A 25,283-nucleotide genomic window follows, 5' to 3' on the forward strand; every position below is an offset into this window, starting at 1 on the left:
GTGCAGCATACCATCACCGGCTGGCCGGGCGGAAAGCCCGGTGCGGACGACAGCCAAAGGCCGGAACGCGCAGAACCTGCAAGAAAACGTTCCATCGTGTTCTCTCCCCACCCGGATGATGATGTCATCTCCATGGGTGGTACCTTTATCCGTCTGGTAGACCAGGGGCATGATGTACACGTCGCCTACCAGACCTCCGGCAACACCGCCGTATGGGATGATGACGTATTGCGCTTTGTAGAGTTCGCCATAGACTTTAAGCAAAGCGTAGGGGAAGATACCACTGCCATGAAAGCCACCTATGAGGAAATGCGCCAGTTCATGGGCAGCAAGCTGCCTAACCAGATCGACACGCAGGAGATCCGCAACGTAAAAGGCTTTATCCGTAAGACGGAAGCCATCTCCGGTGCGAGGTTCGCCGGCCTGCCCGACAGCAACATTCACTTCCAGGCACTGCCATTCTACGAGACCGGCAAGACCAAGAAGAACGCTGTAGGTGAAGAGGACGTACGCCTCACCATAGAGCTTTTACAAAAGATAAAACCCCACCAGGTATTTGCAGCGGGCGACTTTGCCGACCCTAACGGTACCCACCTGGTATGCTTCAATATCATTCTTGCCGCGCTGAACAAGCTGAAAGAAACGGAGGACTGGGTAAAAGACTGCTGGCTGTGGCTGTACCGCGGTGCATGGCACGAGTTTGCCACACACGAGATAGAAATGGCCGTACCGTTATCCCCTGCAGAGGTGATCCGCAAGCGGAACGCCATCTTCAAGCACCAGTCACAGAAGGACAGGCCGGTGTTCCCGGGAGACGACGAGCGCGAGTTCTGGGTACGTGCCGAGGACCGCAACCGCGAGACCGCGCAGAACTACGACAGGCTGGGCATGGCCGAGTACGCCGCCATGGAAGCCTTCGTCAGGTATAAGTTCTAACACTACAGGTGTAACACGCGCGCGTGTTACACCTGTTACACTTTTTCGGGGCTTAAAACAGTTAAGAAGCTGTAATACATAGCTTTAACAAAAACCTGTGTTACAGTTTTGGAACCATGATACAGTTTGGCTAAAAAGGCCATTTTAGCAACTCGCTATATCACAGCTATTTGGCAGCATTGGCCTGTTTCATCGCTGTAACGCGGTGTTACAGTTTCACCAGGCAAAATACCGCACTTACTGTATCATCACAGCAACGATTTCTGCATAGCCAAAACCTGCAAAAACCACACGGTTTGTTTAAATAAAAAAAGGCGCCTAAGCGCCTTTTTTTATTTCTTTAAAGCATCAGCTGCTTTCTGCGCCATTTGTAAATGGTGCTCCAGTATCGGTGTTGTTTTGGCGGCAAATGCTTTCAGTTCGGCATCTTTACCATCCTGTGCTTCCTTCTTAAATTCATCCACATCTTCTTTATGGTCTTTTACCATGTAGTCGATGTAGGCTTTGTCAAAATCCTTTTTGTCGGTCTTAGCCAGGTCGTCATAATCCTTTTGCGCGGAAGCATCCAATACAGCCGGCAAGGTTATGGTTTTTGTACCCGCCAGTGCCATCAACTCCTGGTTGGCTTTGGTGTGGTCGGTCACCATCATCTCTGCAAACTGCTTAGCTTCGGCAGTTGTAGCTTTAGTTGCCGCCAGTTTCCCTAATTGAACTTCCAGTAGACCGCCGTTGGCAGCTTTCACCGCAAATTCAGCGTCCGACTTCAGTTCTGTAGAGTCTTTAGCTTCCAGTTCTTTTTTATTGCTGTCGGCAGCTATCTCGGTACTGCTCGCGTCTTCGGCACGGTGGCCGCATGAAAAAGCTGTCGTCATTACGGCAGCAGCTATTAGTAATTTGAATGCGTTTTTCATTGGTAAATGAGTTTTAATGTAACTTTTTTAACCAATAATTATGCCATGACCGGCATAGTTCGCAGTCATCACGCTTTCAGTAAATATTCAATAATCTTTTTCTGTGCATCAAACGGAGCAAGCTCGTCCAACCCCATCGCTTGTGTCGCAATGCTAATAAGTTCCGTTTCGGTTTGTTCTCCGGCATTATGTTGCTTATCTGCAAAATACCTTCCCGCATCCAGCATAACCTGCAGCGGTATCAGGCCGATCAATTCGCTGCCGGTTACCTGTACGCCATGCCTTATAGCGGCTTTGCGTACCTCTTCAAACACCAGGTGTATAGGCGCAACAGTGATATCTGTAAGGTTCATAGAAACCTGAGCTTTTTCAAATTCGGCAATATACCAACCTATTGCCTTCACCTTTTTCAGGGCTCCCGGTTGGTATTGATCGCTCCCATCGGGCATCTTTATCTTTTTGCCGGATTCCCGCACTTCAGCAGCAATGGCCGAAGCTATAGGGACCGATGTGGTATTCAGGTTTACATTGTAGGCAATAAGCAGGTTGCGCGCGCCTATTACCGTTGCACCGCGTTTGGCGTCCATTTCTGCGGAGCCAAAATCGGGCGCCCAGCCGGGTTGTTTTATCTTGGTGAAAAACCCTTCATACTCTCCCGAACGGATCACGGATAAATTGCTTCGCTTCTTATCAGCCTGCGAATGCTCGTACAAGTATACCGGTATGCCCAGCTCCTCTCCCACGCGTTTAGCTAACTGCTCAGCATAAACAGCAACTTCTTCTGTGGTAATACCACTTAATGGTACCAGCGGACAAACATCTGTTGCACCCATGCGCGGGTGCTCGCCTTTTTGGCGGCTCATGTCAATCAGTTCACCGGCAGTTTTTATAGCCAGGAACGCGGCTTCTGTTACCGGTTCAGGTTCGCCTGCAAAAGTTATAACCGTACGATTTGCTGCTTCGCCACTATCTATATGCAGCAGCTTTACGCCCGGCACTGAGCGGATGGCGGCTGCTATCTGTTCTATGACCGCGACACTTACACCTTCGCTAAAATTGGGCACACATTCTATTAAGGGCATCTTTTCAGTATCATTTATGTCACAAAGGAACGTTTGCGAAGCATATTTTGCAATAAAACTTATTTTAGCCCCATGAAAAAGACCCTACTCTCCCTACTAGTTACGGTACTTGCAGCAACGGCATCATTCGCGGCCGCGCCAGATACTTTAAAGCAAGGCAAATACACCCTGATTGTTGACGGCAATGATGCAAATTTCGACAAAGCTATTCGCCAGGAACTGATCAATACCTTCTTTAAGGTATATCCTGATATTGTTAAAGAATACAACAAGAAGAGCCTTACTACTGTACATTTTTTTATTGATACCGCTTACCACGGCGTTGCCGCAACAGATAATGGCAGGGTGGTTTTCAGCCCTGAATACATGACCAGACACCCGCATGATATTGATGTGGTTACGCACGAAGTAATGCACATTGTACAGGATTACGGCGACAGCAACGGCCCGGGCTGGCTAACAGAGGGTATTGCCGACTACGTACGTAATGAACATGGCGTAGCTAACGAAGCTGCTAAATGGCGGCTGCCCGATTTTAAACCTACCCAAAATTATGATAATGCCTACCGTGTAACCGCACGTTTTTTGGTGTGGATAGAAACTAAAGTAAAGAAAGGCACCGTTAAAAAGCTTGATGATGTAATGCGTAAGCACACTTATACCGATGGTATTTGGGCGCAGCTTACCGGAAAAAGCGTTGACGAGCTTTGGAAAGCATACGCCGCAAACCCTGCTTTGTAATTTGCCCCCTAATGCCATAAGCGGCCTTTCTCAACTAAGGCCGCTTATGAAAACATAAAAGCTAACGAGTGCTGTGCTACTTAAAAGCCCTTCTAAATTCTATTGGTGACAAGTCCGTTTTAGTTTTGAACAGTTTACTAAATGACTGCAGATGCTCAAATCCCAGTGCATAGGCAATTTCACTTACGGTTAAATCTGTGGTTGATAACTGCTCCTTGGCCCTTTCAATGAGCTTTTGGTGGATGTGCTGCTGTGTGTTTTGCCCCGTAAGTACCTTAAGCAAACCGCTTAAGTATTTGGGTGATAAATTAAGGCCTTCTGCAACTTGTTTAACGGTAGGCAGCCCGTTTAAGATTAAGTTTTGCCCATACAAATAATTGTTCAACAGTTCCTCTAAACGCGCGAGCACCTGATGATTAGCTTTCTCCCGGGTAATAAATTGCCGGTGATAAAACCGGTCGGCATAATTAAGCAACGTTTGCACATATGAAAGAATAATCCCTTTAGTGAAGCTGTCAATATTGGCTTGGCATTCGTGCCGGATATTCTGCATGATATCCAGCATCAAACTTTCTTCTTTCTCAGACACAAATAAAGCCTCGCTTACAGAATAGTCCCAGAAATCAAATTGCTTTATGGTTTTTGCTAAAGGCGTATTCCACAAAAAATCAGGATGGATAAGCAGTATCCACCCTAACTGTTTTAATTCTACAGCGTTTTTATCAACAAAAAGGCTCAGTACCTGATTTGGCGCTATAAAAGACATGATACCATCATCATGATCGTATATCTGCTGCCCGTATCGGAGTTTGACCTCTTGCGCATTGGCAACCCTTTTTAGTGCTATGCAATAAAAATTATAGCACCATGATGCAGGACCAGGTAAATTCAAACTATCAACAGAATCCACCTTAAGAGCGCAAATTAATGGATGCGCTGGTCCGGGCAATTGCCTGGACTGCAAAAATTCGGTGATAGTTTGAAAACGTCTCATTTTATTACTCTTCTTTTCTTACCTGCAATACAATTTTACCCCTTACGTGTTTTGTCTCGCTTTCACGATGCGCTTCGGCTACCCGCTCAAGCGGATAAACTTTACTTACTATTGCTTTCACTTTACCTTGGTTAACAAGCGTGGTAGCGCTTTGTAGCGAAGACGTATAGGTAATTACATTGCCTCCGCCAACCAAAGTTGCGGTAGCGTGTTTTTTTGCAAGTGCCGTAATAAATTCTTCCGGAAATGGCACATCCAGATGAGTACACACGAATATGCCGCCTTCTTTTATTACGTCAACCGATCTCATTCTGATGTTATGATCACGCACCGGCGAAGCGTTAAAGACCAAATCTACATCGCTTAGTAACTCCTCAAAATGCTGGTTATTGTAGTCAATTACCTCATCGACACCTAGCTCCTTTAAAAAGTCGATGTTATACGCAGATGCTGTACCTAAAACATATCCACCCAGTGCTTTTGCAAACTGTACCGCCAGGGTACCCACACCACCTGCGGCACCATGGATAAGCACACGCTGACCTGGCTTTATCTTACCCAAATCATTAATACCGTTCCACGCGATAAGTGCACAGGATGGAAGAGCACCGGCCTCGTTAAAAGTGATATTATCGGGCATCAACGAAAACTGGCTTGCCTTTGCAGTTATATACTCGGCATAGCTGCCATCACCGGGAAAGTTAGGGACACCATATACTCTATCGCCTATATTAAAATCGGTCACTTCTCTTCCCTTTTCTTCCACCATTCCTGCGACATCCAAACCCAGTCCAAGCGGCAATTTCAGATATGATCTTAAGACCTCGTTACCACCCTGGCGTATTACATAGTCGGCCGGATTGACGCTTGTGGCATACACCTTTATTAGTATTTCGTCTTCGGCGGGAGTAGGGCGCTCTACTTCTGCCATTTGCAATACTTCAGGTCCGCCAAATTCGTAAACTCTTATTGCTTTCATAATTATATTTATTTTGATAACAAAGGTTGCCCAAAGTTTATGGTGTCAATTAGCTAATTATCGCTTTTGTTAAGCCAAAATGACGGATACGAAAAAGCGCACGTCATCGGCGTAAATTGCTTATTGAGGTTCTCCAATACCAATAGATTTTATCACCAGCTCTCTACACCGTAAGCGCTCTCATGCCGTTGTGACGCCACAAGAGGTTTGTTGGCAACAACTCCACAAAGCCGAAAGACTTACTTATGCACCGCTTTTCTTCTGATCTGCGTAGGGTGTATTGTATAGATGATTCGGTTTTAAGTAGATGATGTTGTGCTGAAAATCCAGCACGGTATTAAACCTCTTCAGCACGTCGGTACCCAGTATATGGATGTTTACGCCCCTTAAAGGTTTGTTCTGCTCTATTATTTGGGCGGGAACGTTTGTGAGTTCAAATTTGCCGATCATCAGTGTCTGCAGATTTGCTGTAATAACAGGCACCTCGTTATTCCTGGTGCCGTGCATAATCACTTTCTTAATAACTTCCATCTTCCCGGTGGGAGAGCTTGCTTCGTGAAGCAAATCGTTATCCAGCATAACGGTCCTTTGGTAACCCAGGTCAAACAGGAACCAGTTTTTACTTTTGGCCCCGCTCTGGCCGATCTCGCTTTCTATAAAAGGCTTGTTCTTAAGATAGCGTATTTTAAACCGGGCGTATTTTGGATCGTGCTTAACTGGCGCTGGCATGCGGGAGTGCAGCATCATCTTGTTATTATCATAGTCAAGCTCTACAATCATTCCGTCGAACAGGTCCCATCCCAGCAGGCCGTCCGCTTCGTTGCCTGCCAGCTGTGTGTCATAGACTTTGGTATTCAGCGTTTGCGAGCCTATCTTAACAGGATAGCTCGTGCTGTAGAGCTTGGGTTTAGACTTGATCTTTTCTTTAAGCGCTTCATTGGTGAACGATATTTCGGTAGCGCCGGTATCAAAGTTCAGCATCAATGTATCGGCATTGTTAAACACCAGTGGCACCAGGTTAGTGTTGAACTTATTGAGCAGAAAAGGTATGGTGTCGTGTATCTCTACCGCCAGCTTGCTGAAGTTTTTCACTTCCGGGCTCTCTATCCTGGTGAGGCAGGAATCCTTGCCATTCAGCAGCACAATAAAATCCCGGTGCTCGCCTTCCCGCAGTTTAAAACTGATAGAATCAACGTCCGTTTTAAACTTAACCGTTGTGGTTTTGATAAACTTTGCGGCGACGAAAACGTCGGGCTTAATTCGCGGATTTAGGTTCCAATTTGATGCCAGCTCATCCTGCTGATAAATTTTGGCTTTGCTTGTATTTGCTTTAATAACCGGCAACTTTTTTTGGCAGAAGGCGCAATACGGAACGAACGCGAGCAGAATGAATAACGTATGCTTCATTAAATGAAGATTAATGTTTAAGCACCCAAGTTACAGATAAAACAGGGCAGTTGAGTAGCAGTTACATCGGTAGTAGCTCAGCACAATTATGAATACCGCACTCCTGAACCTTTTACAACCGTATCCGCTTAGCAACTACTGCGTTGAACAGCAAATTGATGTTTATTAACGCTACATTTGTTCAAACATCTATGTACCTAAATCCGTACTAGTGTGTAGGACCGATTACATGGATACTATTGTTGCCCCCCAGGATAAAGAAGCGTTGTTTGATGTTGTATTTTACAATAACCCGGTCCCCATGTGGTACTATGACCGGGCAACACTCCGGTTTTTAGAAGTTAACCAGATTGCTATTGACCGTTATGGATACTCACGCGAAGAATTCCTGAGTATGACTATTCAGGATATACGACCGGAAGAGGATATTCCTGCCCTTATGAAAACCGTTAACGGGTTGATTGCTCCGCTGGAGAACGAAGAGGTTTTTCGCCATGTTTATAAAGATGGCACAGTAAGGTCTGTAAAAATCATTGCTTATCCTGCCAGGTTTAACAACCATGATGCCCGGATAGTGATTGTAAACGATGTTACAGAGATTACCCTCCTAATGGAGCGTTTTGAGCTGATTGCGAAAGCAACGCAAGACGCGGTATGGGACTGGAACCTGCAAACCAATGAACTTTGGTGGAACCAAACTTTTTTAGACCTTTTTGGGCACAAGAAAGACGAAGTTGAGCTCAATATAGATTCATGGGTGAGCCGTATACATCCGGAAGACCGCGAAAGGGTTATGAACGGCATACACCAGGCAATAGACAATGGTGAGGAAAAGTGGTGCGACGAATACCGTTTTTTACGCGGCGACGGCATCTACGCCTCGACACTTGACCGTGGTTATGTAATTTATAAGAACGACAAGGCCGTGCGCATGTTAGGCTCTATGATGGATGTAACCGAACAGAAGCTACTGCAAAAAGCACAGGAAGATTCGGAAACACTGCTGCAAACCATTACATCGGCATCGCCCGCAGCGCTTTGGATGGCAGACGAGTCGGGCAATGTTGTTTACGTAAATCAAAAATGGATAGAGTGGAGCAATGCCGGCGTTGGTGAAAACCTTGGAGAGGGCTGGCTGCAGGTAGTTCATCCGGATGACCGTACCCGCGTTTGGAACACCTACCAAAATGCACACGTTAGCAGAAGCTCTTATGAGGTGGATTACCGTATTCTTTTTAACGATGGGTCGGTACGTTGGGTAACAGCTACCGGGTTGCCGCGGCTTACTGCAGATAACCGGTTTATAGGTTTTGTAGGATCTGTTACCGACATCACCCGTCAAAAGCAGCTGGAAATGCAAAAAGATGGTTTTATAAGCACCGTAAGCCATGAATTAAAAACACCTATTGCAGCCATAAAGGGATACGAGCAACTGTTAAGCCGAATAAAAGCGGTGAATGATCCGCAAGGGCTTAACTTTTTAAATCGCATGAGGGTGCAAATTAACCGGCTGGACACGCTTGTGCAGGATCTGCTGGACATCTCCAGGATTGAATCGGGCAAGCTGATCTTTAAAGAAAGTATTTTCGAAGTAAACGTACTGATGGCAGAGCTGGTTCCTGACCTGCAGTTGGTATACCCCACGCATACCCTGATGCTGGTAGAAAACCAAAACTGTACGATATCTGCAGACCGCAACAGGATTGTTCAGCTGATAACCAACCTGATAGACAATGCTGTAAAGTATTCCCCGGGTGAAAGTAAAGTACTGATAAGGCTCGCCTGTGATGAAGAATACCTCTCCGTGTGTATCCAGGACTTTGGCAAGGGCATATCAAAAGAGCAGGAGTCGTTTATTTTCGAAAGATTTTACCAGGTGAATAACGTTTACAAAGCCCCCGGCCTGGGGATCGGCCTATATGTTTGCAAAGAAATAATAGACCGCCTGAACGGCAACATATGGTTTGAAAGCGTAGTGGAGCAAGGCACAACGTTCCATTTTAAGCTCCCCCGCAAGCTGGAAGCTTAAAAGCAAAGCATATCCGCCGGAATTTGCACCCGCAACAAAAAACGGACTATATACTTTTAGGTATATCGTCCGTTTTGCTTACCGCCTCCGGCATAGCCAAAGCATAGTATTAGTATGTTATTAAAGCGTTAAAGCTTGAGCTTGTTCGTCGAGCACTACGCCCATGTTGCAGAACTTGTCTATACGTTCGGCAACCAGCTCTTCTATATTGCGGTCTTTAAGCGACTTCAGATCTTTAAGCAACTGCTTTTTGAGTATCGCAGCCATAGCTACAGGGTCCTGATGTGCGCCACCAAGCGGTTCTTTTATTACACCGTCGATCAGCTTATTCTTCAGCATTTCTGTACTGGTCAGCTTCAGCATTTCTGCAGCGCGCTCTTTTTGCTCCCAGGTCTTGAACAGGATGGTAGAGCAGTTCTCCGGGGAGATAACAGAATACCAGGAATTATCCAGCATCAATACTTTATCGCCAATGCCAATACCCAATGCACCACCTGATGCACCTTCGCCAATAACCACGCAAATTACCGGCACTTTAAGCACTGCCATCTCCAGTAAGTTACGGGCAATTGCTTCGCCTTGTCCGCGTTCTTCTGCTTCCAGGCCGGGGAAAGCTCCGGGGGTATCTATAAGGGTAATAACGGGTTTGTTAAATTTCTCGGCCATTTTCATCAGGCGCAGCGCCTTGCGGTAACCTTCGGGGTTAGCCATGCCAAAATTGCGGTATTGGCGCTCCTTGGTATTGCGCCCTTTTTGGTGCCCGATGAACATTGCAGTTTGTCCGTTCATGGTTCCAAAGCCGCCTATAATGGCTTTATCATCGCCAACGGTACGGTCGCCGTGCAGTTCTATAAAGTCATCACACATCAGTTCCAGGTACTGCAATGTGTAAGGCCGCTCCGGATGGCGGGAGATCTGCACTTTTTGCCAACCGGTAAGGTTGCCGTATATCTCTTTCTTAGCTGTTTCCAGTTTTGCCTGAAGCTCAGCGATGGTAGCGCTCATATCCAGCTTGTTCTTCTCTTCTACCTGCTGTACCTTCTCTATCTGCTGCTGTAGCTCTGCCAGGGGTTTTTCAAAATCAAATGTTATCTTCATACTGATTTAATGAGGCGCTAAATTAAAAAAACTAAACGGCTTATTATCAATTATCATTTTTATAAGCTTTTAGCTTATTAACCTGCAAAGTTGTTAATAGTTTATTGGTATTGTAACTGGCCTGCAAAATGGCGTTGCGCAGTTCGCCCATGTATAAGCCGTAACGGTTTGTGTAGAAAATAAGGTCGCCATCGCTTACTTTTCGGGAGCGGAATAAAGCGTCGAGTTTCTTTTCATTGGTCACCATAAAGTTGCCCATTTCTATTTTCTTGCGGGTGAGCTCGGTATTGATCTTGTTTAACGCGGCAATCTGCACGGCAGTAAGATCAATATCTTTTTGATACTTCAATGCTTTTTGCGCCGACGGGTAGCCGTTAAGCTCCGCTGATGAAGACATATTGTAGATATCTTCGCCATTCATCAGGCTTGCGTACTGCCTATCCGTAAACATTTTTACTGGCGAAGGTTTTAGGAGGCTGTCGGGCGTTTGGGCGAAGGCCTTTGAAACAATGAACAGAAAACAGAAAACCGATATAAATTTCTTCATATACTATTTAATTTTACTTACCGGGCACTTATAATCTCATGAGATTGCTTCGTTCCTCGCAATGACGATAATATACTACTCCACCTTTATTACCTTCGTCCGTTTACTTACGCCATTCTCGTTAAATGCTTCTATCTGGAAGTAATATAGCTGGCTTTTTTCCATCCCGTTAAAGTAGTACTCGTTGGTGTTGTATACCATAATGTTGTTGTACAGTTTATCCGGTGCGGTGCCCATATAGATTGTATAACCAACAGCACCATCGGTTTGCCTCCAGCGTATCCAGCTGTTACGGCGCTCGGCATCGCCACGCAGCACGATAAGGTTACGAACGGTGTCGGGCGCTACACCAGCACCTTTGCCAAACACTCTAAAGCCTGATATAGCAAACTTGCCGGTAGGCATATGCAGGTTGGTTAGCCGCAGGTAACGAGCTTTTGCAGGTGTTTTAACTTCGATATAATCATGTGGGACGTCGGTCTTGTTCCTGCTTTTATCAACAAGCGTTTTCCAGGTTTTTCCATCTGTTGACGAGGTGATGATGTACTGATGGTAAACACCCAGTGATTTCCCCATAAAGGTGGCATCCTGGTCGGCGTAGTTTAGCTGTATTGCACGTATAGTGCTTATATCGCCAAGGTCGGTTTGTATCCACTCACCTTTATTTGCCGTTCTGGCACTCCAATAGGTTTTAATATCTTCATCAACAGCCAAGTTGGGTACGTATGCGCCAAGTGTTGACGATACCTGCACCGGTTTATTGTAGTTCAGCAGCATCCAGCCGGTAAAATTACTTTTGAGGTGATCCTCTTTACCTGCCGACAGGTAGTGCGGGTAATCGCCGTAAGCAGTGTTGGTGTACAGGATTCCATCTTTATCGAATCCCGCCGGCCAAAAACCTATCCTGCGCTCGAAGTTGTTTTTTACATCTACCACCATGGTGCTGATGTGCCAGTAATTGCCATACTTATCTGCCCAGGTTCCACCGTGGCCTGCACCCTTTGCGAAGCCGCCGGGTTTGTAGCTGAACGGGTTATGGCTTTGATACTTAAACGGGCCAAGTGGTTTATCGCCTACGTAAACGCCATCTCCATAACCTTTACCTTCTGTGCCGGGTGCACCGTACTGCAGGTAATACTTGCCGTTATGTTTGTTCATCCAGCTGCCTTCCATAAAGCCGGTCAGGAATACATTGTCGTTGTTCTCGCCAAAGCGCTCCCAGCCGTGCTCTTTCCAGTCCAGCTTTATCATCTCCTTTTTAGGGCCAAGAGGTTCAAAGGTTTTGCGGTCAATCTCCTGCCCGTACAGCGGCAAAGTGTTACTGCTGCCGTGATAAATGTACACGCGGCCGTCATCATCGGCAAACATGCCGGGGTCCCAGGCACCTACCTGGAAATAATCTTTAGCAGCTTTCCAGGTGTCGTGCGTAGGGTCGGTGCTCATCCATAATGTGAAGTCTTTATTATAGGTGGAGCCTATCACCAGCAGGGTATCACCAATTACCAGCGTTGCCGGGGCGCAAAGCTCATCGCCTTTGACCTCATTGTACGGACGTACAAACTTACGCGGCACAAACGTCCAGTGCAGCATATCAGGGCCCCACCAGTAGCCAAATTGGTTGGTGCTAAAAAGGTAATAATTGCCTTTAAACAATGTCATGGTGGGGTCGGCGGTGGCGCGGTGCTTGCCCCATGCTGCAAAGTTCTCAAACGGGGTATAGCCATAATCGAGATTAAGCGGATTGCAGTAAGTAAGTCGTTTTGTTTGTGCAGTAGCAGTAAAGCACAACGCCGCAAGCAGTATAGTAAAAGCAACACGAAGTTTCATAGTGGTGTAATTGGTGAGGCAAATATAAGTAATAAGCTTCGGCAGATTATAAACGCAAAACGCCCCGGCGTTTACCGGGGCGTTACTTATGGGCTTAGCATAAAGTTACTGTACCACCAGCGTTGCTATTGAATGTGGTTCGGCAACAGTTTTGGCGGCTTTGCCTTTTATCCACAGGCTATATTCAATTTTCTCATCGGTGCGGTTCATTACTACAACAGCCAGTTTGCCATCGGTATTCATGTAAGCGGTGGTTAGCAGTTTATCACGGCTTGCAGATGCTGCAACGCGTTTTGCACCCGGACGAATAAACTTGCTAAAATGCCCCATGTAGTAGTAAGAGTTTGTGTAAATCAGTTCGCCATTGCGGGTGTCAGCATGTACCGGTGCGAAGCAAAAGTTGCCCACGTGGTTTGGTCCGCCTTTTTCGTCCAGCAGCACGTTCCAGTCTGTCCACGCTACGGTACCACCGTTAAAGTCGTTGATCATTGACAAACCATAACGCTCGCCTAGCGACCAATCCTTTAACTTGTCAAAGTCAAATTTCTCTACGCAACCTTCAGTAAACACCAGGTTCTTATCCGGGAAGGCAGCGTGTGTTAAACGTACGTTCTCAAAGTTCTGGCCCGCGCCGGTCCAGGTTTCATACCAGTGAAAGCCTATCCCCCAGATGTATTTAGAGGCAGCAGGATCTTCCAGTATAGTGCTGGCGCGCTGGTACATCAGGTCGCGGTTGTGGTCCCAAACTATTAACTTTTTCGATGACAAACCACCTTTAGCCAGTGTTGGACCTAAGAAGTTCTTAACAAAGTCGCGTTCTTCTTCGGCAGTGTAGTTGCACGATTCCCACGTTTGGGTAGCCATAGGCTCGTTCTGCACCGAGAGGCCCCAGATAGGGATACCGGCCGCTTCGTAAGTTTTAATAAACTTTACGTAGAAGTTAGCCCAGCTTTGGTCAAACTCTTTTTTAAGCTTACCGCCGTGCAGCACGCTATTATTGGTTTTCATAAAAGCCGGCGGGCTCCATGGTGATACAAACATGGTTAGTTTACCACCTGCCGCAGCCGTGATCTCCTTTATAAAAGGAATGCGGTATTTCTTATCGTGGCTGATGTCGAACGTTTTCAGCGCGGCATCGCCTTCTTTTATGTAGCTGTAGCTGTCGGTGCTAAAGTCGGTACTCATGATGCTGGTACGGCCGAAAGAATAACCTATGCCTATGTTCTTGTCATAGTAGGCAGCCAGGAATTCCTTTTGCTTATCCTTTGGCAGTTTGTAAAAGGTTTCTGCCGATGCATCTGTAAGCGCTCCGCCAATCCCTATCATGGTTTGGAAAGTTTTTGCAGGATCTACAAAAATTACTGTTTCTGTTTCCGGCGGTTGCGGACTGTTGCTGAATGTAAGTGCAGAAGCCGGTGCAAGACGCTTGTCTGACCCTTTTTCAGTAACGAATACCTTTACGGTTTTATTTGCTGCTGAGTAGAGCATTTTAAGCTTGGTAGCCTGCCCAAATACGGATACCGAAATGCATATCATTCCGGCTATTAAAATTCCTTTTTTCATTATTGGTCTGTGGGATTACCCATTTTGTTTATAAAGCAGCCAAATCTATTAAAGTTTGCGCATAACAAACAAGTAAAATCAACACCAACTAACTGTCTTTTAAGGTTTTGAAAGCTTAGTGATACGGTTTAATACCAAACTATACATGCATGATTGTGCTGCCTGTCAGCTAGTTTGGAATACTTTCCAACTAGCTGACTGCAATTAACAATGCGCTTTAACCTCGTGTAATTATTTGTTGCTGACACGCTTACCAGTGCCCAACCATTGCAGGGCATCCAATATCAGTTTGTCCTCATCGGTGTTATTGAGCGTGTGCGAAAGATCTTTGTTGGTTTTTCCTTCGTAATCAATGTCATTATGCCCCATGTTAAAATAGATCATCTTGTAGTTGACATTGGTCCAAACAACCGGGTAGTAACCGCTGTGCCAGATTTCGTGCTGTTTAGGGCCGGTACCCAACGGGAAGCTGCTGGAATCTATAGAAGCAAGTATCCTGATGTCGGGGTTCTTACGCAGGTCCTTTTCCCACCGGTACCACTCGTTTGGCGACGCCTTAAAAAGTTCGGGCATGTTCTTAGTCGCGGGGTGTTTGCGATCTTCTACCCTAAGGAAAGCCGATGTTGGCCGCCAGGTGTTGCTGCCGTACTGCCCGCTGCCCAGGAACTCGTTATGGTACCAATCCCAGTCCTGGTTAAAGTCTGAAGGGGTGAGGGCAAATGCCGAAAAGTGAAAACCCATCCAGCCGCCGCCATTATCCATATACTTTTTAAAGGCGGCCCTTTGCGCTGGATCTTCCGGGCGGGTATCCAGAAATACGATCACCTGGTATTTTTTTAAAAACTTTTCGTTCAGGTTACTCCAGTTGTTGGTAGAGTCGTAACCGAAGTTCAGCTTTTTAGCCATTTGAGGGAACCACTTATTAGCCTCATGCACAAAGCTGATGTGTGCCTGATCGCTTTTAGCTGTATAAAAGGCTATCACATTGAACCTCGTCTTGGTTTGTGAAAACACGATATTAACGCACAGACATAACAAAGCTACCGTTAAGAGCTTCAATTTAAACTTATTCATGGTAATTATTACTTCTTGATCTTGACGTAGGTCTCTACTATCTCCTGATTTATTTTAAGGCTGTCTATCTTTTCTATACCTTTTTGCACCAGGGTGTCACCTTTAAAGCTTACCTTGAAATCAAACGAATGACCTTCCCACTCGCGGTAGTTGCAGTATTGCAGGTTCTCGGTGTATTTATCACCGCTTAAGCTGTACGTACCGGCACCAGAATCAAAAGTAGGTTTGCTGCCATCCTTAAGATCATGTTTAAAAAAGGCAAAATGATCACCATTCACAACTTTAATCATTTCATCATTGTGGCCTTTTTCAGGATAGGTTACCAGGGTATCACCCTTTGTTACCTTTGTAGCGGAAATGAGTTTCCATGTACCCTGGATAGGCGCAACAGCAGATGAATCGCTACCGGCATTGGTTGAGGTTGTTTCTTTAGCGGGTTCTTTACAGGCGGCTAATAACACCAGCGGAATAAGCAGAAATTTGGATTTCATGTTTGAGAGATTTGAGATTTAGTTATATTGATTATAGTGAGACCTTAATTAACCAGCTGATCGAACAGCTTCTGCAATTCATTATCGCTATCTTTACAAAAGCCGGGGTGAACTTTAGAGGTTTGCACTACGGTACTGCGTGTTGCGGTTAACCACCTGAAACGGGACGGCGCATCCAGTTCGGCAATAGGCCCGCCATCCTTATCTCCATCGCAGATGCGTTTAAACGACGAAAGGTTTTGTTCAATCACTTCAACATCAGCATCTTTAGAAAAGGCCAGCAAACGATCTGCATCCAGCTTGTACAGCATCTTTAAATACTTGTGCTTGCTGCAATACAGTATCACACCCACGTTCATAAACTCCTCGCGCTCTACCCTGGGCACTACGCGTATAACGGCGTACTCAAATAAGCTGCGATCTTGCATGTTGTGCTTCGGTTACAAAAATATTAGAGTTGGCAATCCGGGTGTTCAGGAACTTGGCGTAAACCTGTCGCTGTTCATCGGCTGTTTCAAACGACCGGTCGTCCAGCCATTCATCAGGAATAATAGCTACAATAGCGTTTATTTGTTCGGGCGTAAGGATGGCTTTAAATTCATTGTCTACCTCTTCCAGATCTGCAGCGCGGCGGATCAGCACATGGTCTTTGATCTGAACAAAAGGACGAAGCGCCTGCTCTTCCCACTTCTCCATACTGTGATGGAAATACAACGCGGCACCATGGTCAATCAGCCAAAGTTCCTTGTGCCACATCAGCATATTGGTATTGCGCGGCGTGCGGTCTACATTGGTGAGTAATGCATCCAGCCACACAATTTGCGATGCCAGCTTGGTCTCCACGTAAGTTACCGTAGGATCGAATGTAATTGCCCCGGAAAGATAATGCAGCGCCAGGTTTAAGCCCACGCTAAATTTTAACAGATCCTGGATTTCCTCGTCGGGTTCGGTTCGGCCAAAAGCCTCATCTAAGTTTACAAATACCAGTTCAGGAATACGGAACCCTAAAACCCGGGCGATCTCGCCGCCAATCAGTTCTGCAATAAGCGCCTTTAGCCCCTGCCCTGCTCCTCTGAATTTAAGAACATACAGAAAATCGTCGTCAGCTTCGGCAATGGCAGGCAGCGAGCCTCCCTCGCGCAGCGGTGTTACATAACGGGTAACGTTAACGGTACGTAGTTGCGGAAGTATAATGCCCATAGGTTTGAGTGCACTAATATAATGTTATACTTTGTAACGATATATTTTTTATCTGGTACTTAGTAAAAAATGGGCACCCTTTTACAGGGTGCCCATTCATTTAAATTGTTATAGTAGCGGCTAAAATACCTTATTTGCCTTCGGCAGGAGCCATCACATCTTTGCGATTTTTATGATGTTCTTTCCTTTGTGCTTTAAGCTGCTCGTAAGCTTTTTGCTGATCGGCAGTTAATACTGCGCTTATCTCTTTATCAGTTTTCTGCTTCATTTCTTTAAAGGCGCCACGATCAAACTTCTTATCCGCAGGCTGAGCAGACCTTAAACTGTCTACATGAGCTGCACGTGATAAAAAGATAGCCTTTACTTTGGCAGATTGATCGGCGTTTAGGTTCAGTTTCTTTTGCAGCATACCGGTCATACGTTCTGCACGCTGCTCAGGGTTCTTATGGAAACGTTTGCCGTTACGGGCTACATCGCCTTTACCAAAGTGTCCTCGTTTACCAAACTTGCTTTTAATATCAGCTTTAAGTTTGGTGTACTCTTCTTTCTGGCTGGTATTGAATACCGCCGATAATTCTTTGTCGGTATTGGCCAACACATTTTTAACCCGTGCACGATGTGCCTTTTTATCGACCGTATCCGCTTTTATAGTTTGCAACTGTGTAGCACGTGCCAAAAAAATCGCCTTTACTTTGGTTGACTGATCGGCACTCAGGTTAAGTTTGGCAGAGAGCATTTTTGTTAAACGCTCTGCTCTTTGTTCAGGGGTGCGGTGTGCTTTGGTTTGTGCATGGGCTAAAACATTCAGGCCAAGCACAAGGGTTATCATCAATAGTATCTTTTTCATTTTCTTTTGTTTATTTGTTAGGATAGACGATACTACCTCGCCTGGGTTTAACCAAGATAAACGCAAAGAAGCTATGTAACGGTGATATTACGAATAAGGATACAGCGCGCTATAGTAGCTTACTGCATTTGGTAACAATTTCGGCGCCGTTGTAAATCAACAGGTCGCCCGCTTTGTCTACCTCGTAAGCCTGACTCGGGTCGTCAATAGCAGTGTATCTGGCACCATCTTTTTTTAATTCAGATGCTGACGGAGATATAGGCGGAGCATCGTTAACCGTAAGGTTGGTAGCTGTAAACGTAATTACCTGCATGTAGTACTTATCATCCTTGGTCACCAACTCATAGGCAATTTGTTCGCCTTTTTCGGTATGGATAGTTGCATCGTGCCACACGCCAAGCAGCTTACCCGCGTTAGGGTCTACGTGCCCAACGGCTACTGTGCTGTCGCCTTTTACAGCCGCAACATTATCGGTTAAGCCTTTGTTCTTATCGCCGCAGCCGGCTAGTGACCCGGCAAGCATTATAATGAGCAGGTATTTAGTAACGCTAAAGTTCATTATTGTATGTTTAAGCTGCTAAGGTACAAACACGGGGGCTATTCTTCGCCGTTAACATAGCTATTTAAGGTCATCAGATTTTGCACGGCATCGCCCATGGTGTTATTGAAATAAACGTATACGCGCTTGTCATCCTCCAGCCACTCGTTAATATATTGCGCATACTCGTACAAAAACTGATCGGTGTAGCTGCCGCGGTAACCACCTTCGGGACCATGAAAACGCAGGTAAACAAAGTCAGCTTCCTGCTCCTGCAGCGGCGTTGCAGAGGCGGACATGTCATGCAATACCGCGGCCATGCCAAGCTGCTGCAGCAGATCAAACACAGGTTCGGTGTACCATGTTTTACTGCGAAACTCTACGGCCACGTCCCAGCCTATATCTAAATTTGCGTGGTGTACATCCTGCAGCAGTCGCTCCATTTGCAGTTTGTAAGCGCTGGTAATACTTGCGGGGAACTGCACCAGCAAGCAACCCTTCTTTTCATTAGCGCCACCAATAACACTCAAGAATCGATGCACATCATCAGTATTATACTCCAGTCCTTTATTGTGGGTAATGCCTTTCCAAAGCTTATATGTGAACCGGAAGCCTTCGGGTACCTCGCCTGCCCATTTGATTACCGTACGATGCATGGGCAGCCTGTAAAAGCAGCTGTTCACCTCCAGGCTGGTAAACAATGATCCATAAAACGTGAGGCGGCTTTTATCGCGGTATTCCGGAGGATAAGCTTCCTTATTGCGTACAGGCAGCACAAGGTTACTGGTGCCCGAGAAATAGTTGCCTTTATTATCCATGTTTAAGAAATGCCTGCACAAGCGTTTTGTTTGCATCACTAGCTTGCCTATTAAGCATTACAGCAGCAGGGAGAGCTTCCTGTTTAATTGCAGCCTGTCAGCATCCGTTTTAGCCAGGCCCAGTGCCAACGTGAAGTTTTGGCGCGATAGTACAGTATCTACATCTCTGTATAACTCTCCCAGTAAAGCAAAATAAAATGGATTATCGTTAAGCTGCAGCCGCTCGGCGGCAGCTATTGCCGCTTCATTACCCCGAACTTTAGCCAGGGCATAAGTGCGGTTAAGCGCAGCCACCGGCGAATACTCTAAAGCTAGCAACTGGTTAAAAAGATGCAGGATATTCTCCCATTTGGCAACCGTGTCTTCTTTAATGGTATGCCAGTAAGCTATACCGGCTTCTAAATGATACCTGGACAGCTGTGCTCCTGTTGATGCCATGTGCAGATGCCGCGCGCCTTCACTTATCAGCTGCTTGTCCCATAGTGTTTCATCCTGATCTTCGTACAAAACTAGCTCGCCTGTTGTACCGAGCCGCGCCTCAAAGCGCGACGCGTGAAAGTACATTAATGCTAACAAAGCGTGTACCTGTGGTAAGTTAGCAGGCGGGTAAGCCAGCAGCATCTCTGCCAGCCGCATGGCTTCATAGCAAAGGTCTTTTCGCAACACCAGGTTATTGCTCTCAGAATAATAACCCTCATTAAACAGCAGGTAAATGGTTGTAAGTACCGCAGGAAGTCGCTTAGAAATCTCTGCTTGCAGTGGAAACTCTATTGCTACCTGGTTTACTCTAAGTTTCTCCTTTGCGCGATACAGCCGTTTATTGATGGTGTCTTTGTTGCTTATAAATGCGGTGGCTATTTCATCAATACCAAAGCCGCAAAGTATACGCAATGCGAGGGCAATCTGCGCTTCTACACTTAAGGTAGGGTGGCAGATAGCAAACAACATTTGAAGCTGGCTGTCCGCAATGTTTTGGAGACTAAGGTCTATCTCAAATATTTCTGAAGCGCTATCTGAGCTTAATTCGTGCGAAATCTTGTCAGCAAATACTTTATTTCTCGCAAGCATATTCCTGGCCTTGTTACGGGCAACTGTATAAAGCCAGGCAGCAGGATTAGGGGGCACTCCTTTGTAAGGCCATACCTCCATTGCCGAAAGGAAGGTGTCACTTGCTATATCCTCTGCGACGGTAATATTCTCCATCCCGAACGACTTGCAAAGCACCGCAGTTATTTTACGGAACTCGGTCCGGAAAAGGTGCGGTATTAGCTGGGTTTGCTCCATGGCGTATTAATGTTAGCGGCCAATGTTTCCATTGGCCGCTAAAGGATGGTTAGTGTGCACCATCATTCTTAGCTATCCGGCGCACCTCCATGGTGTTGCCGGGCCCTTGTAATACCGGGCAGCCCTTTGCAAACTCCACCGCTTCTTCAACCGAGTCGGCACGTACGGTAATAAAGCCACCAATGGTTTCCTTAATGTCTCCAAAAGCGCCGTTGGTTACCACTCCGTTACTGCTTACCACTCTGGCATCGTCAAAGGGTAAACCGGTACCGCCAACAAACTTGTTCTGGGCTGCTATACCGCCTATCCAGTCCATAGTTTGTTTCATCCAAATTTCCATTTGCTCGGGCGAGGCAATCTTTGATCCGTCCTCATGCCTCATAATTAAAACATACTCGTTCATTTTGCTTTAAATTAATTGTTACTGTTTGATATTTATACTCCAATAACAAGTGAGGTTGCCCGGATTGGACACCAGGACTAAAATTTTGCATCAAGCTGCATTGTTAGTTCCTGTCGACAAACTTCCAGTTACCTTCGTTGTACCGGTCGCCAATATTCGGATATTTCTTCAGCAGCGATTCAATTTCCACCAGGTTTTCCGGCGTTAGCTGTACATCGGCACTGCCGGCGTTTTCTTTAAGGTACTTACGCTTCTTGGTGCCAGGTATCGGGATAATGTTTTCGCCCTGGCTAAGTACCCATGCAATAGCCAGCTGCGCGGGAGTACACCCTACTTCTTGCGCTATTTCCGCAAAGCCCTGCGCCAGGCGCGTGTTATTGTCGGCATGCTCCTGCTGATAACGCGGCAATGTCTTACGGAAGTCTCCTTCTTTTAAATCATCAAGATTCAGGGTGTTGGTAATCAGGCCTCGTGCCAGAGGGCTGAACGGCACAAAAGAGATATTCAGTTCTTTACACAGCGGCAGTATCTCACTCTGTACATCACGGGTTAGTAAGGAGTACTCGCTCTGCAGGGCAGCAATGGGATGTACTGCCTGCGCCCGCCTGATACTATTAGCCGATGCTTCCGACAAGCCTATGTAGCGCACCTTCCCTTCTTTTACCAGATCGGCCATGGCGCCTACCATTTCTTCAACAGGTACGTTAGGGTCAATTCGGTGGGCGTAGTACAGGTCTATTACATCCGTTTGCAAGCGCTTTAAGCTCGCTTCAATGGCAGTTTTAATATAAGCAGGCGAACCATCGAAAGTCGAAAGCTTGCCACTGGCATCCGCTCTGAAACCGAATTTTGTTGCCAGAAAAATCTTGTTGCGATTAGGCTTTAATACCTGGGAGATTAGTTTTTCGTTCTCGCCGCTGCCGTAAACATCGGCGGTATCCCAAAAGTTTACGCCTAGTTCCAGCGCCAGATTAAGTGTCGCTATTGATTCCTCGTCATTCGGCTCGCCGTAGGCGTGGCTCATACCCATGCAGCCAAGGCCAACAGCCGAAAGTTGTTCTGATGTATTCCCTAAGGTCCTGTATTTCATAATTGGTTTTATTTATCTGCCGGCCTTGCCACACGTTTTGAATAAACCCAGTTTATAGCTATCACAACAATCAATATCACCAATCCAAAAAACTCCCGTGATTCTTCTATCCATGGTTTTTCTGCCTTCATGGTTTGCACCATGCTTTCGTGATGATGCTCGTCTATCCAGTCCATTACACCGGTCTTATCAAAAAACAGGTAAGCCGCATATAAAGCATAAACAATTATGCCAAAAAGGTAAGCTTTGGGATAAAACTGTTTTTTTGATGCGAGGTAGCATAATCCAGCGCTATACAGGTAGATGGGTACCCATACATACGGGTCCGGGTCGTTGTATTGCAGCGCGGCAAATAAGATAAAAAGAACGCAAAAGATAATATTAAAGACTTTCATTTCAGGGCTGATTATAACGCCCTAATTTGAGAAATTGAAATGATAACAGCCTAGATCAATTGATTATTATTGAGACAATTTCTTAATTAAACCAACCATGTCGTCGCTGTTGTAGTTAGCTGTGCCTTCATGCCGGAACACTATCTTGCCTTGCTTGTTGATGATAACCGTTGTAGGTAACGAGCCGGCAAATACAGTACCCGGCATATCATCCATCCTGTAAACGGATAGTTGATAGCCTTTATCACACATAAACTTAGCTGATTTGGGGAGTTCACCATCTGCATCGACCATTATAAAGCTCACGTTGTTGTTTCCCTTAAACTGTTCCTGCAAGCCATTTAACGACGGCATCTCGGCGAGGCATGGCGGGCACCAGGTTGCCCAAAAGTTCAGTACCACCACTTTACCTCTTAACTGGGAGAGACTGATGGCTTTATCGTTACGGTCGATGAAGATCATTTCCGGAGCAGCAGGAGCCTTTGTATTTTCAGCTGTATTGACATCCGGGTTAAAGAGCCCCACTCCCATTAAGCCGCGTATCAGTAATGCTTTTGCAGCCGGCACGAATACCAGCACCAGCAGTGCTATTATTAACAATGCGTTCCAGATATTGCCCTTTGATAACCACCGCTTGTTCATCTTTCAAAATTAGTTAAATAAGGTTGTTGTATAATGCTTGGGCAGTTATATTCGTACCCATGAAAACCCTTTCCCCTTATCTTTTCCTATCCGCAATCCTCCTTCTATTTTTACAGGGCTGCAGTCCGGATGTTGGCGCCTGGAAAAACGACCAGATAAAATCAGGCAAGCGCGAGGACCTTCAAGAGCTTAACGATAAGGTTTTCGCGATGATGAAAAAAGGGGACCACAAAAGCCTGGAAGACGTTATTTCAAAAGAACTGCTGGAGACCGGAAACTTTTACGCGCTTGCAGGCAATATAGGCCACCGCATGGTAATAGATAGCTTTACCCGCTTTGAGGAGTACTATACCATAAACAAATACATAGGGTACGATACCATAACCGCTGCCGACAAGACTAATCCGCATAAACTCATCTTCCTGGCGGATGCGGAGGAAATGTACATTGCTATGTTTACTCCAGTCAACAAAAAACAACCCGATCAGGAGATGATAACCGCCACGTTTGCCAACTACAGTTACGGCTGGAAGCTGGCCTCAATTAGCATAGGCAAGTTCACGTTTAACGGCAAGACCGCGCAGGAACTTTACACACAGGCTAAAAAAAGCTATCAAAATCACTATACCGTGGATGCTTTACACCAGGCTACCCTGGCGGTTACCGCATTAAGCCCCAGCGAGATCTGGCAATACAAAAACGATGCAGAAATAAAGGAGTTTTACCGGCAGGTTGCTGATGACGCCAACAAGCAATACAAGTTCCCGTTGATAGTTGAAGAGGTGAGTACCAAGCCCAGGATCATTGGGTTTTATAACAAATCTACCAGCGAGGGCAGCTTTCCCATTATCAGCTACCTTTCGCATATACCGTTTAAAGATACTGCCGGCATCAGCTACGAGAACATGCAGGTACGCAAGGCTATTGATAAGCTAATGCCCGGCCTTAACAAGAACAACCGTTACGTATACTACCTGGCTTATAACAAGTCGCCTAATACTACCGAGAACGTAGACAGGAGAGAAATGGCCGACAAGCACTGGTAACGCCACGCAACTGTAACACGACAGTGTGTTACACCTGTTACACTTTTCTAGGATGAAAAACAGTTAATTAACTATACACCAGCTTTTTAACGAAAATTCGTGTTACAGTTTTTAGAACCATGATACAGTTTTTTCGACAGTGTTACACTTTTTAAGCTACAAACGGGGCACGTATACACGCCATGATAAAACCCCTAAAAGTTTACTTCTTCAGCAGGGAATCGATTACCAGCGTTGCTTCTTTTTCGAAATTATCGTCGTACCCAAGTTTTACTTCCGCAATTTTTCCTGCTTTGTCAATAAAGTAAAAGGTCGGGAAGGCCTCTACATGGTACAACTTAACAACGTCGGCCGCATTAACAAACTTGGGTATTTAATATTGTTCTTTTTATCAAATTCCAGAACAGCTTTCTTACCATCTCTCCCGGTTATGCTTGCTATCACAAAGTTTTGGTCTTTGTATTTTTTATAAAGGCTATTAAGTGGCTTTAGTGCATCCATACAGTTATGGCATCCAATAAAATAGAAGTCCATTAATACCACCTTACCCTTTAACTGCGAGAGGGATACTTTTTTATCATTGGTCGCATACAAAGTACACTCGGGGGCAACAGTCCCTGCCGTTAACAAAGCAGGGCGTTCTTTGGGTAGATGATACCTTTAGGAACATCAATGGCAGCAAGGTTAATGTTGCCCTGGTTAATCTTATAGTCGACGTAGCGCGTTTCTGAATAATAGTTTGTAGGACCGCCGGTATTGCTTTCATATCTCGATTTAGCCAATATACAAGCCGGTAAGCCTGTTAGCTTATCAATCAATAGGTGCATCCTGGTATAGTAATGCTCTTTGTTAATAATGGTGTCGCGGAGGTTAAGTACAAAGTGGTAATTAACAAGCCCCCTAACGGTTGTATCAGCAACTTTGGCTATATGATCTGGCTTCTTTTCTGAAAAACTTTTGATCCAATAAAGACGGCCAATTAACGACTGGTTGATAAATGACGACTGAACTTTTTCGTAGTAATACGTGCTGTCACCCGGGTAAACACTAATGATATTTTTCCCGTTGTATGATTCTGTGCGGGGAAATTTATTTGGCGCCATCAGCGTTTCGAGGCTAAACAGATAGCCAAAGGCTGTGTCTTGTGGTGCTTTCTGAAAAATATCTTTATGATAAATCACCAGGGTATCACTGGTGTATTCCTTTTGTTTGTAAATGTGCCGGTAGGTAAAATTATTAAACTGCTCGAGTTTGTCAATCGACTTTTGTACGTAAGCCAGCTGTGCATTTGCAGGCAGATTGAACAAGACGAGCAAACAGCTACACAACCATTTAAAGTAA

General features: G+C 45.7%; 28 protein-coding genes. 4 read left to right on the forward strand and 24 right to left on the reverse strand.

Translation table 11 applies throughout. From position 1 onward, the window contains the following. A partial coding sequence (locus AC59GT_RS20255; RefSeq protein ID WP_497239348.1) for a PIG-L family deacetylase occupies positions 1-936 on the forward strand: 936 nt, incomplete at its 5' end. Between the two features lie 332 nt (positions 937-1,268). Here the strand turns inward: AC59GT_RS20255 and AC59GT_RS20260 are convergent. Both AC59GT_RS20260 and ftcD read right to left on the reverse strand, forming a co-directional pair. Further along, a complete protein-coding gene (locus tag AC59GT_RS20260; RefSeq protein ID WP_497239349.1) occupies positions 1,269-1,847 on the reverse strand; it encodes a DUF4142 domain-containing protein in 579 nt (192 codons plus the stop codon). Between the two features lie 68 nt (positions 1,848-1,915). Beyond that, positions 1,916-2,929, reverse strand: a complete 1,014-nt coding sequence (ftcD, locus tag AC59GT_RS20265) for a glutamate formimidoyltransferase (RefSeq protein ID WP_497239350.1) — start codon at positions 2,927-2,929, stop codon at positions 1,916-1,918. A 72-nt stretch (positions 2,930-3,001) separates the two neighbouring features. On the opposite strand from ftcD, the gene AC59GT_RS20270 reads away from it, so the two are divergent. Continuing rightward, positions 3,002-3,670 (forward strand): basic secretory protein-like protein, encoded by a 669-nt coding sequence (locus AC59GT_RS20270; RefSeq protein WP_497239351.1) that lies wholly within the window; start codon positions 3,002-3,004, stop codon positions 3,668-3,670. Between the two features lie 76 nt (positions 3,671-3,746). Here the strand turns inward: AC59GT_RS20270 and AC59GT_RS20275 are convergent, their stop codons facing one another. The 3 genes from AC59GT_RS20275 to AC59GT_RS20285 form a co-directional block, all read right to left on the reverse strand. Beyond that, a complete protein-coding gene (locus tag AC59GT_RS20275) occupies positions 3,747-4,664 on the reverse strand; it encodes a helix-turn-helix domain-containing protein (protein WP_497239352.1) in 918 nt (305 codons plus the stop codon). Positions 4,665-4,668: 4 nt separating this feature from the next. After that, positions 4,669-5,643, reverse strand: coding sequence for an NADP-dependent oxidoreductase (locus AC59GT_RS20280; RefSeq protein ID WP_497239353.1), 975 nt, complete (start codon positions 5,641-5,643; stop codon positions 4,669-4,671). Between the two features lie 243 nt (positions 5,644-5,886). Next, positions 5,887-7,050 (reverse strand): hypothetical protein, encoded by a 1,164-nt coding sequence (locus AC59GT_RS20285; RefSeq protein ID WP_497239354.1) that lies wholly within the window; start codon positions 7,048-7,050, stop codon positions 5,887-5,889. A 229-nt stretch (positions 7,051-7,279) separates the two neighbouring features. Here AC59GT_RS20285 and AC59GT_RS20290 point away from each other — a divergent pair, with 229 nt between their 5' ends. Beyond that, positions 7,280-9,079 carry a sensor histidine kinase gene (locus AC59GT_RS20290; RefSeq protein ID WP_497239355.1) on the forward strand — a complete coding sequence of 600 codons (1,800 nt, stop codon included), beginning with the start codon at positions 7,280-7,282 and terminating at the stop codon, positions 9,077-9,079. A 120-nt stretch (positions 9,080-9,199) separates the two neighbouring features. Here AC59GT_RS20290 and AC59GT_RS20295 read toward each other — a convergent pair whose 3' ends face one another. The 16 genes from AC59GT_RS20295 to AC59GT_RS20370 all read right to left on the reverse strand — a co-directional run bounded on the left by AC59GT_RS20295 (position 9,200) and on the right by AC59GT_RS20370 (position 22,896). After that, complete coding sequence (locus AC59GT_RS20295) at positions 9,200-10,177, reverse strand: acetyl-CoA carboxylase carboxyltransferase subunit alpha (protein ID WP_497239356.1); 978 nt, start codon at positions 10,175-10,177, stop codon at positions 9,200-9,202. Positions 10,178-10,223: 46 nt separating this feature from the next. Beyond that, positions 10,224-10,724 carry a hypothetical protein gene (locus tag AC59GT_RS20300; RefSeq protein WP_497239357.1) on the reverse strand — a complete coding sequence of 167 codons (501 nt, stop codon included), beginning with the start codon at positions 10,722-10,724 and terminating at the stop codon, positions 10,224-10,226. A gap of 75 nt (positions 10,725-10,799) precedes the next feature. Then, positions 10,800-12,551: a family 43 glycosylhydrolase gene (locus AC59GT_RS20305; protein WP_497239358.1), complete on the reverse strand. Its 1,752-nt coding sequence runs from the start codon at positions 12,549-12,551 to the stop codon at positions 10,800-10,802. Positions 12,552-12,656: 105 nt separating this feature from the next. Continuing rightward, positions 12,657-14,114 carry a glycoside hydrolase family 30 protein gene (locus AC59GT_RS20310; protein WP_497239359.1) on the reverse strand — a complete coding sequence of 486 codons (1,458 nt, stop codon included), beginning with the start codon at positions 14,112-14,114 and terminating at the stop codon, positions 12,657-12,659. A 231-nt stretch (positions 14,115-14,345) separates the two neighbouring features. Then, positions 14,346-15,188: a ThuA domain-containing protein gene (locus AC59GT_RS20315; RefSeq protein ID WP_497239360.1), complete on the reverse strand. Its 843-nt coding sequence runs from the start codon at positions 15,186-15,188 to the stop codon at positions 14,346-14,348. An 8-nt stretch (positions 15,189-15,196) separates the two neighbouring features. Beyond that, the gene (locus AC59GT_RS20320) at positions 15,197-15,679 is read right to left on the reverse strand and encodes a lipocalin-like domain-containing protein (RefSeq protein ID WP_497239361.1); all 483 of its coding nucleotides are present in this window, start codon (positions 15,677-15,679) and stop codon (positions 15,197-15,199) included. 44 nt (positions 15,680-15,723) lie between these two features. Beyond that, positions 15,724-16,107, reverse strand: a complete 384-nt coding sequence (locus AC59GT_RS20325; RefSeq protein WP_497239362.1) for a DUF3037 domain-containing protein — start codon at positions 16,105-16,107, stop codon at positions 15,724-15,726. Then, a complete protein-coding gene (locus tag AC59GT_RS20330) occupies positions 16,085-16,879 on the reverse strand; it encodes a HipA family kinase (RefSeq protein WP_497239363.1) in 795 nt (264 codons plus the stop codon). Before AC59GT_RS20330 ends, AC59GT_RS20325 begins: the two co-directional genes overlap by 23 nt. A 130-nt stretch (positions 16,880-17,009) precedes the next feature. Further along, positions 17,010-17,726 (reverse strand): DUF4890 domain-containing protein, encoded by a 717-nt coding sequence (locus tag AC59GT_RS20335; protein ID WP_497239364.1) that lies wholly within the window; start codon positions 17,724-17,726, stop codon positions 17,010-17,012. A gap of 109 nt (positions 17,727-17,835) precedes the next feature. Continuing rightward, positions 17,836-18,285, reverse strand: a complete 450-nt coding sequence (locus AC59GT_RS20340; protein ID WP_497239365.1) for a hypothetical protein — start codon at positions 18,283-18,285, stop codon at positions 17,836-17,838. Positions 18,286-18,323: 38 nt separating this feature from the next. Continuing rightward, a complete protein-coding gene (locus AC59GT_RS20345; protein WP_497239366.1) occupies positions 18,324-19,082 on the reverse strand; it encodes a DUF72 domain-containing protein in 759 nt (252 codons plus the stop codon). Between the two features lie 57 nt (positions 19,083-19,139). Next, the gene (locus tag AC59GT_RS20350; RefSeq protein ID WP_497239367.1) at positions 19,140-20,366 is read right to left on the reverse strand and encodes an RNA polymerase sigma factor; all 1,227 of its coding nucleotides are present in this window, start codon (positions 20,364-20,366) and stop codon (positions 19,140-19,142) included. A 49-nt stretch (positions 20,367-20,415) separates the two neighbouring features. After that, positions 20,416-20,769: a YciI family protein gene (locus AC59GT_RS20355; RefSeq protein WP_497239368.1), complete on the reverse strand. Its 354-nt coding sequence runs from the start codon at positions 20,767-20,769 to the stop codon at positions 20,416-20,418. 103 nt (positions 20,770-20,872) lie between these two features. Next, complete coding sequence (locus tag AC59GT_RS20360) at positions 20,873-21,859, reverse strand: aldo/keto reductase (RefSeq protein ID WP_497239369.1); 987 nt, start codon at positions 21,857-21,859, stop codon at positions 20,873-20,875. 8 nt (positions 21,860-21,867) lie between these two features. After that, the gene (locus AC59GT_RS20365; protein WP_497239370.1) at positions 21,868-22,254 is read right to left on the reverse strand and encodes a transmembrane 220 family protein; all 387 of its coding nucleotides are present in this window, start codon (positions 22,252-22,254) and stop codon (positions 21,868-21,870) included. Between the two features lie 66 nt (positions 22,255-22,320). Beyond that, positions 22,321-22,896, reverse strand: coding sequence for a TlpA family protein disulfide reductase (locus AC59GT_RS20370; protein ID WP_497239371.1), 576 nt, complete (start codon positions 22,894-22,896; stop codon positions 22,321-22,323). A gap of 59 nt (positions 22,897-22,955) precedes the next feature. Here AC59GT_RS20370 and AC59GT_RS20375 point away from each other — a divergent pair, with 59 nt between their 5' ends. Continuing rightward, a complete protein-coding gene (locus AC59GT_RS20375) occupies positions 22,956-23,942 on the forward strand; it encodes a hypothetical protein (RefSeq protein ID WP_497239372.1) in 987 nt (328 codons plus the stop codon). A 202-nt stretch (positions 23,943-24,144) separates the two neighbouring features. On the opposite strand, the gene AC59GT_RS20380 is transcribed toward AC59GT_RS20375, so the two are convergent. Genes AC59GT_RS20380 through AC59GT_RS20390 form a run of 3 tightly spaced genes read right to left on the reverse strand, consistent with a single transcriptional unit; the run spans position 24,145 to position 25,249 of the window. Beyond that, the gene (locus tag AC59GT_RS20380; RefSeq protein ID WP_497239373.1) at positions 24,145-24,279 is read right to left on the reverse strand and encodes a hypothetical protein; all 135 of its coding nucleotides are present in this window, start codon (positions 24,277-24,279) and stop codon (positions 24,145-24,147) included. Further along, complete coding sequence (locus AC59GT_RS20385; RefSeq protein ID WP_497239374.1) at positions 24,267-24,572, reverse strand: peroxiredoxin family protein; 306 nt, start codon at positions 24,570-24,572, stop codon at positions 24,267-24,269. The genes AC59GT_RS20380 and AC59GT_RS20385 overlap by 13 nt, the downstream gene beginning before the upstream one ends. Then, complete coding sequence (locus AC59GT_RS20390) at positions 24,566-25,249, reverse strand: hypothetical protein (RefSeq protein ID WP_497239375.1); 684 nt, start codon at positions 25,247-25,249, stop codon at positions 24,566-24,568. Before AC59GT_RS20390 ends, AC59GT_RS20385 begins: the two co-directional genes overlap by 7 nt. Positions 25,250-25,283 lie beyond the last annotated feature (34 nt).

The sequence above is a fragment of the Mucilaginibacter sp. 320_HR genome, from assembly GCF_059691875.1.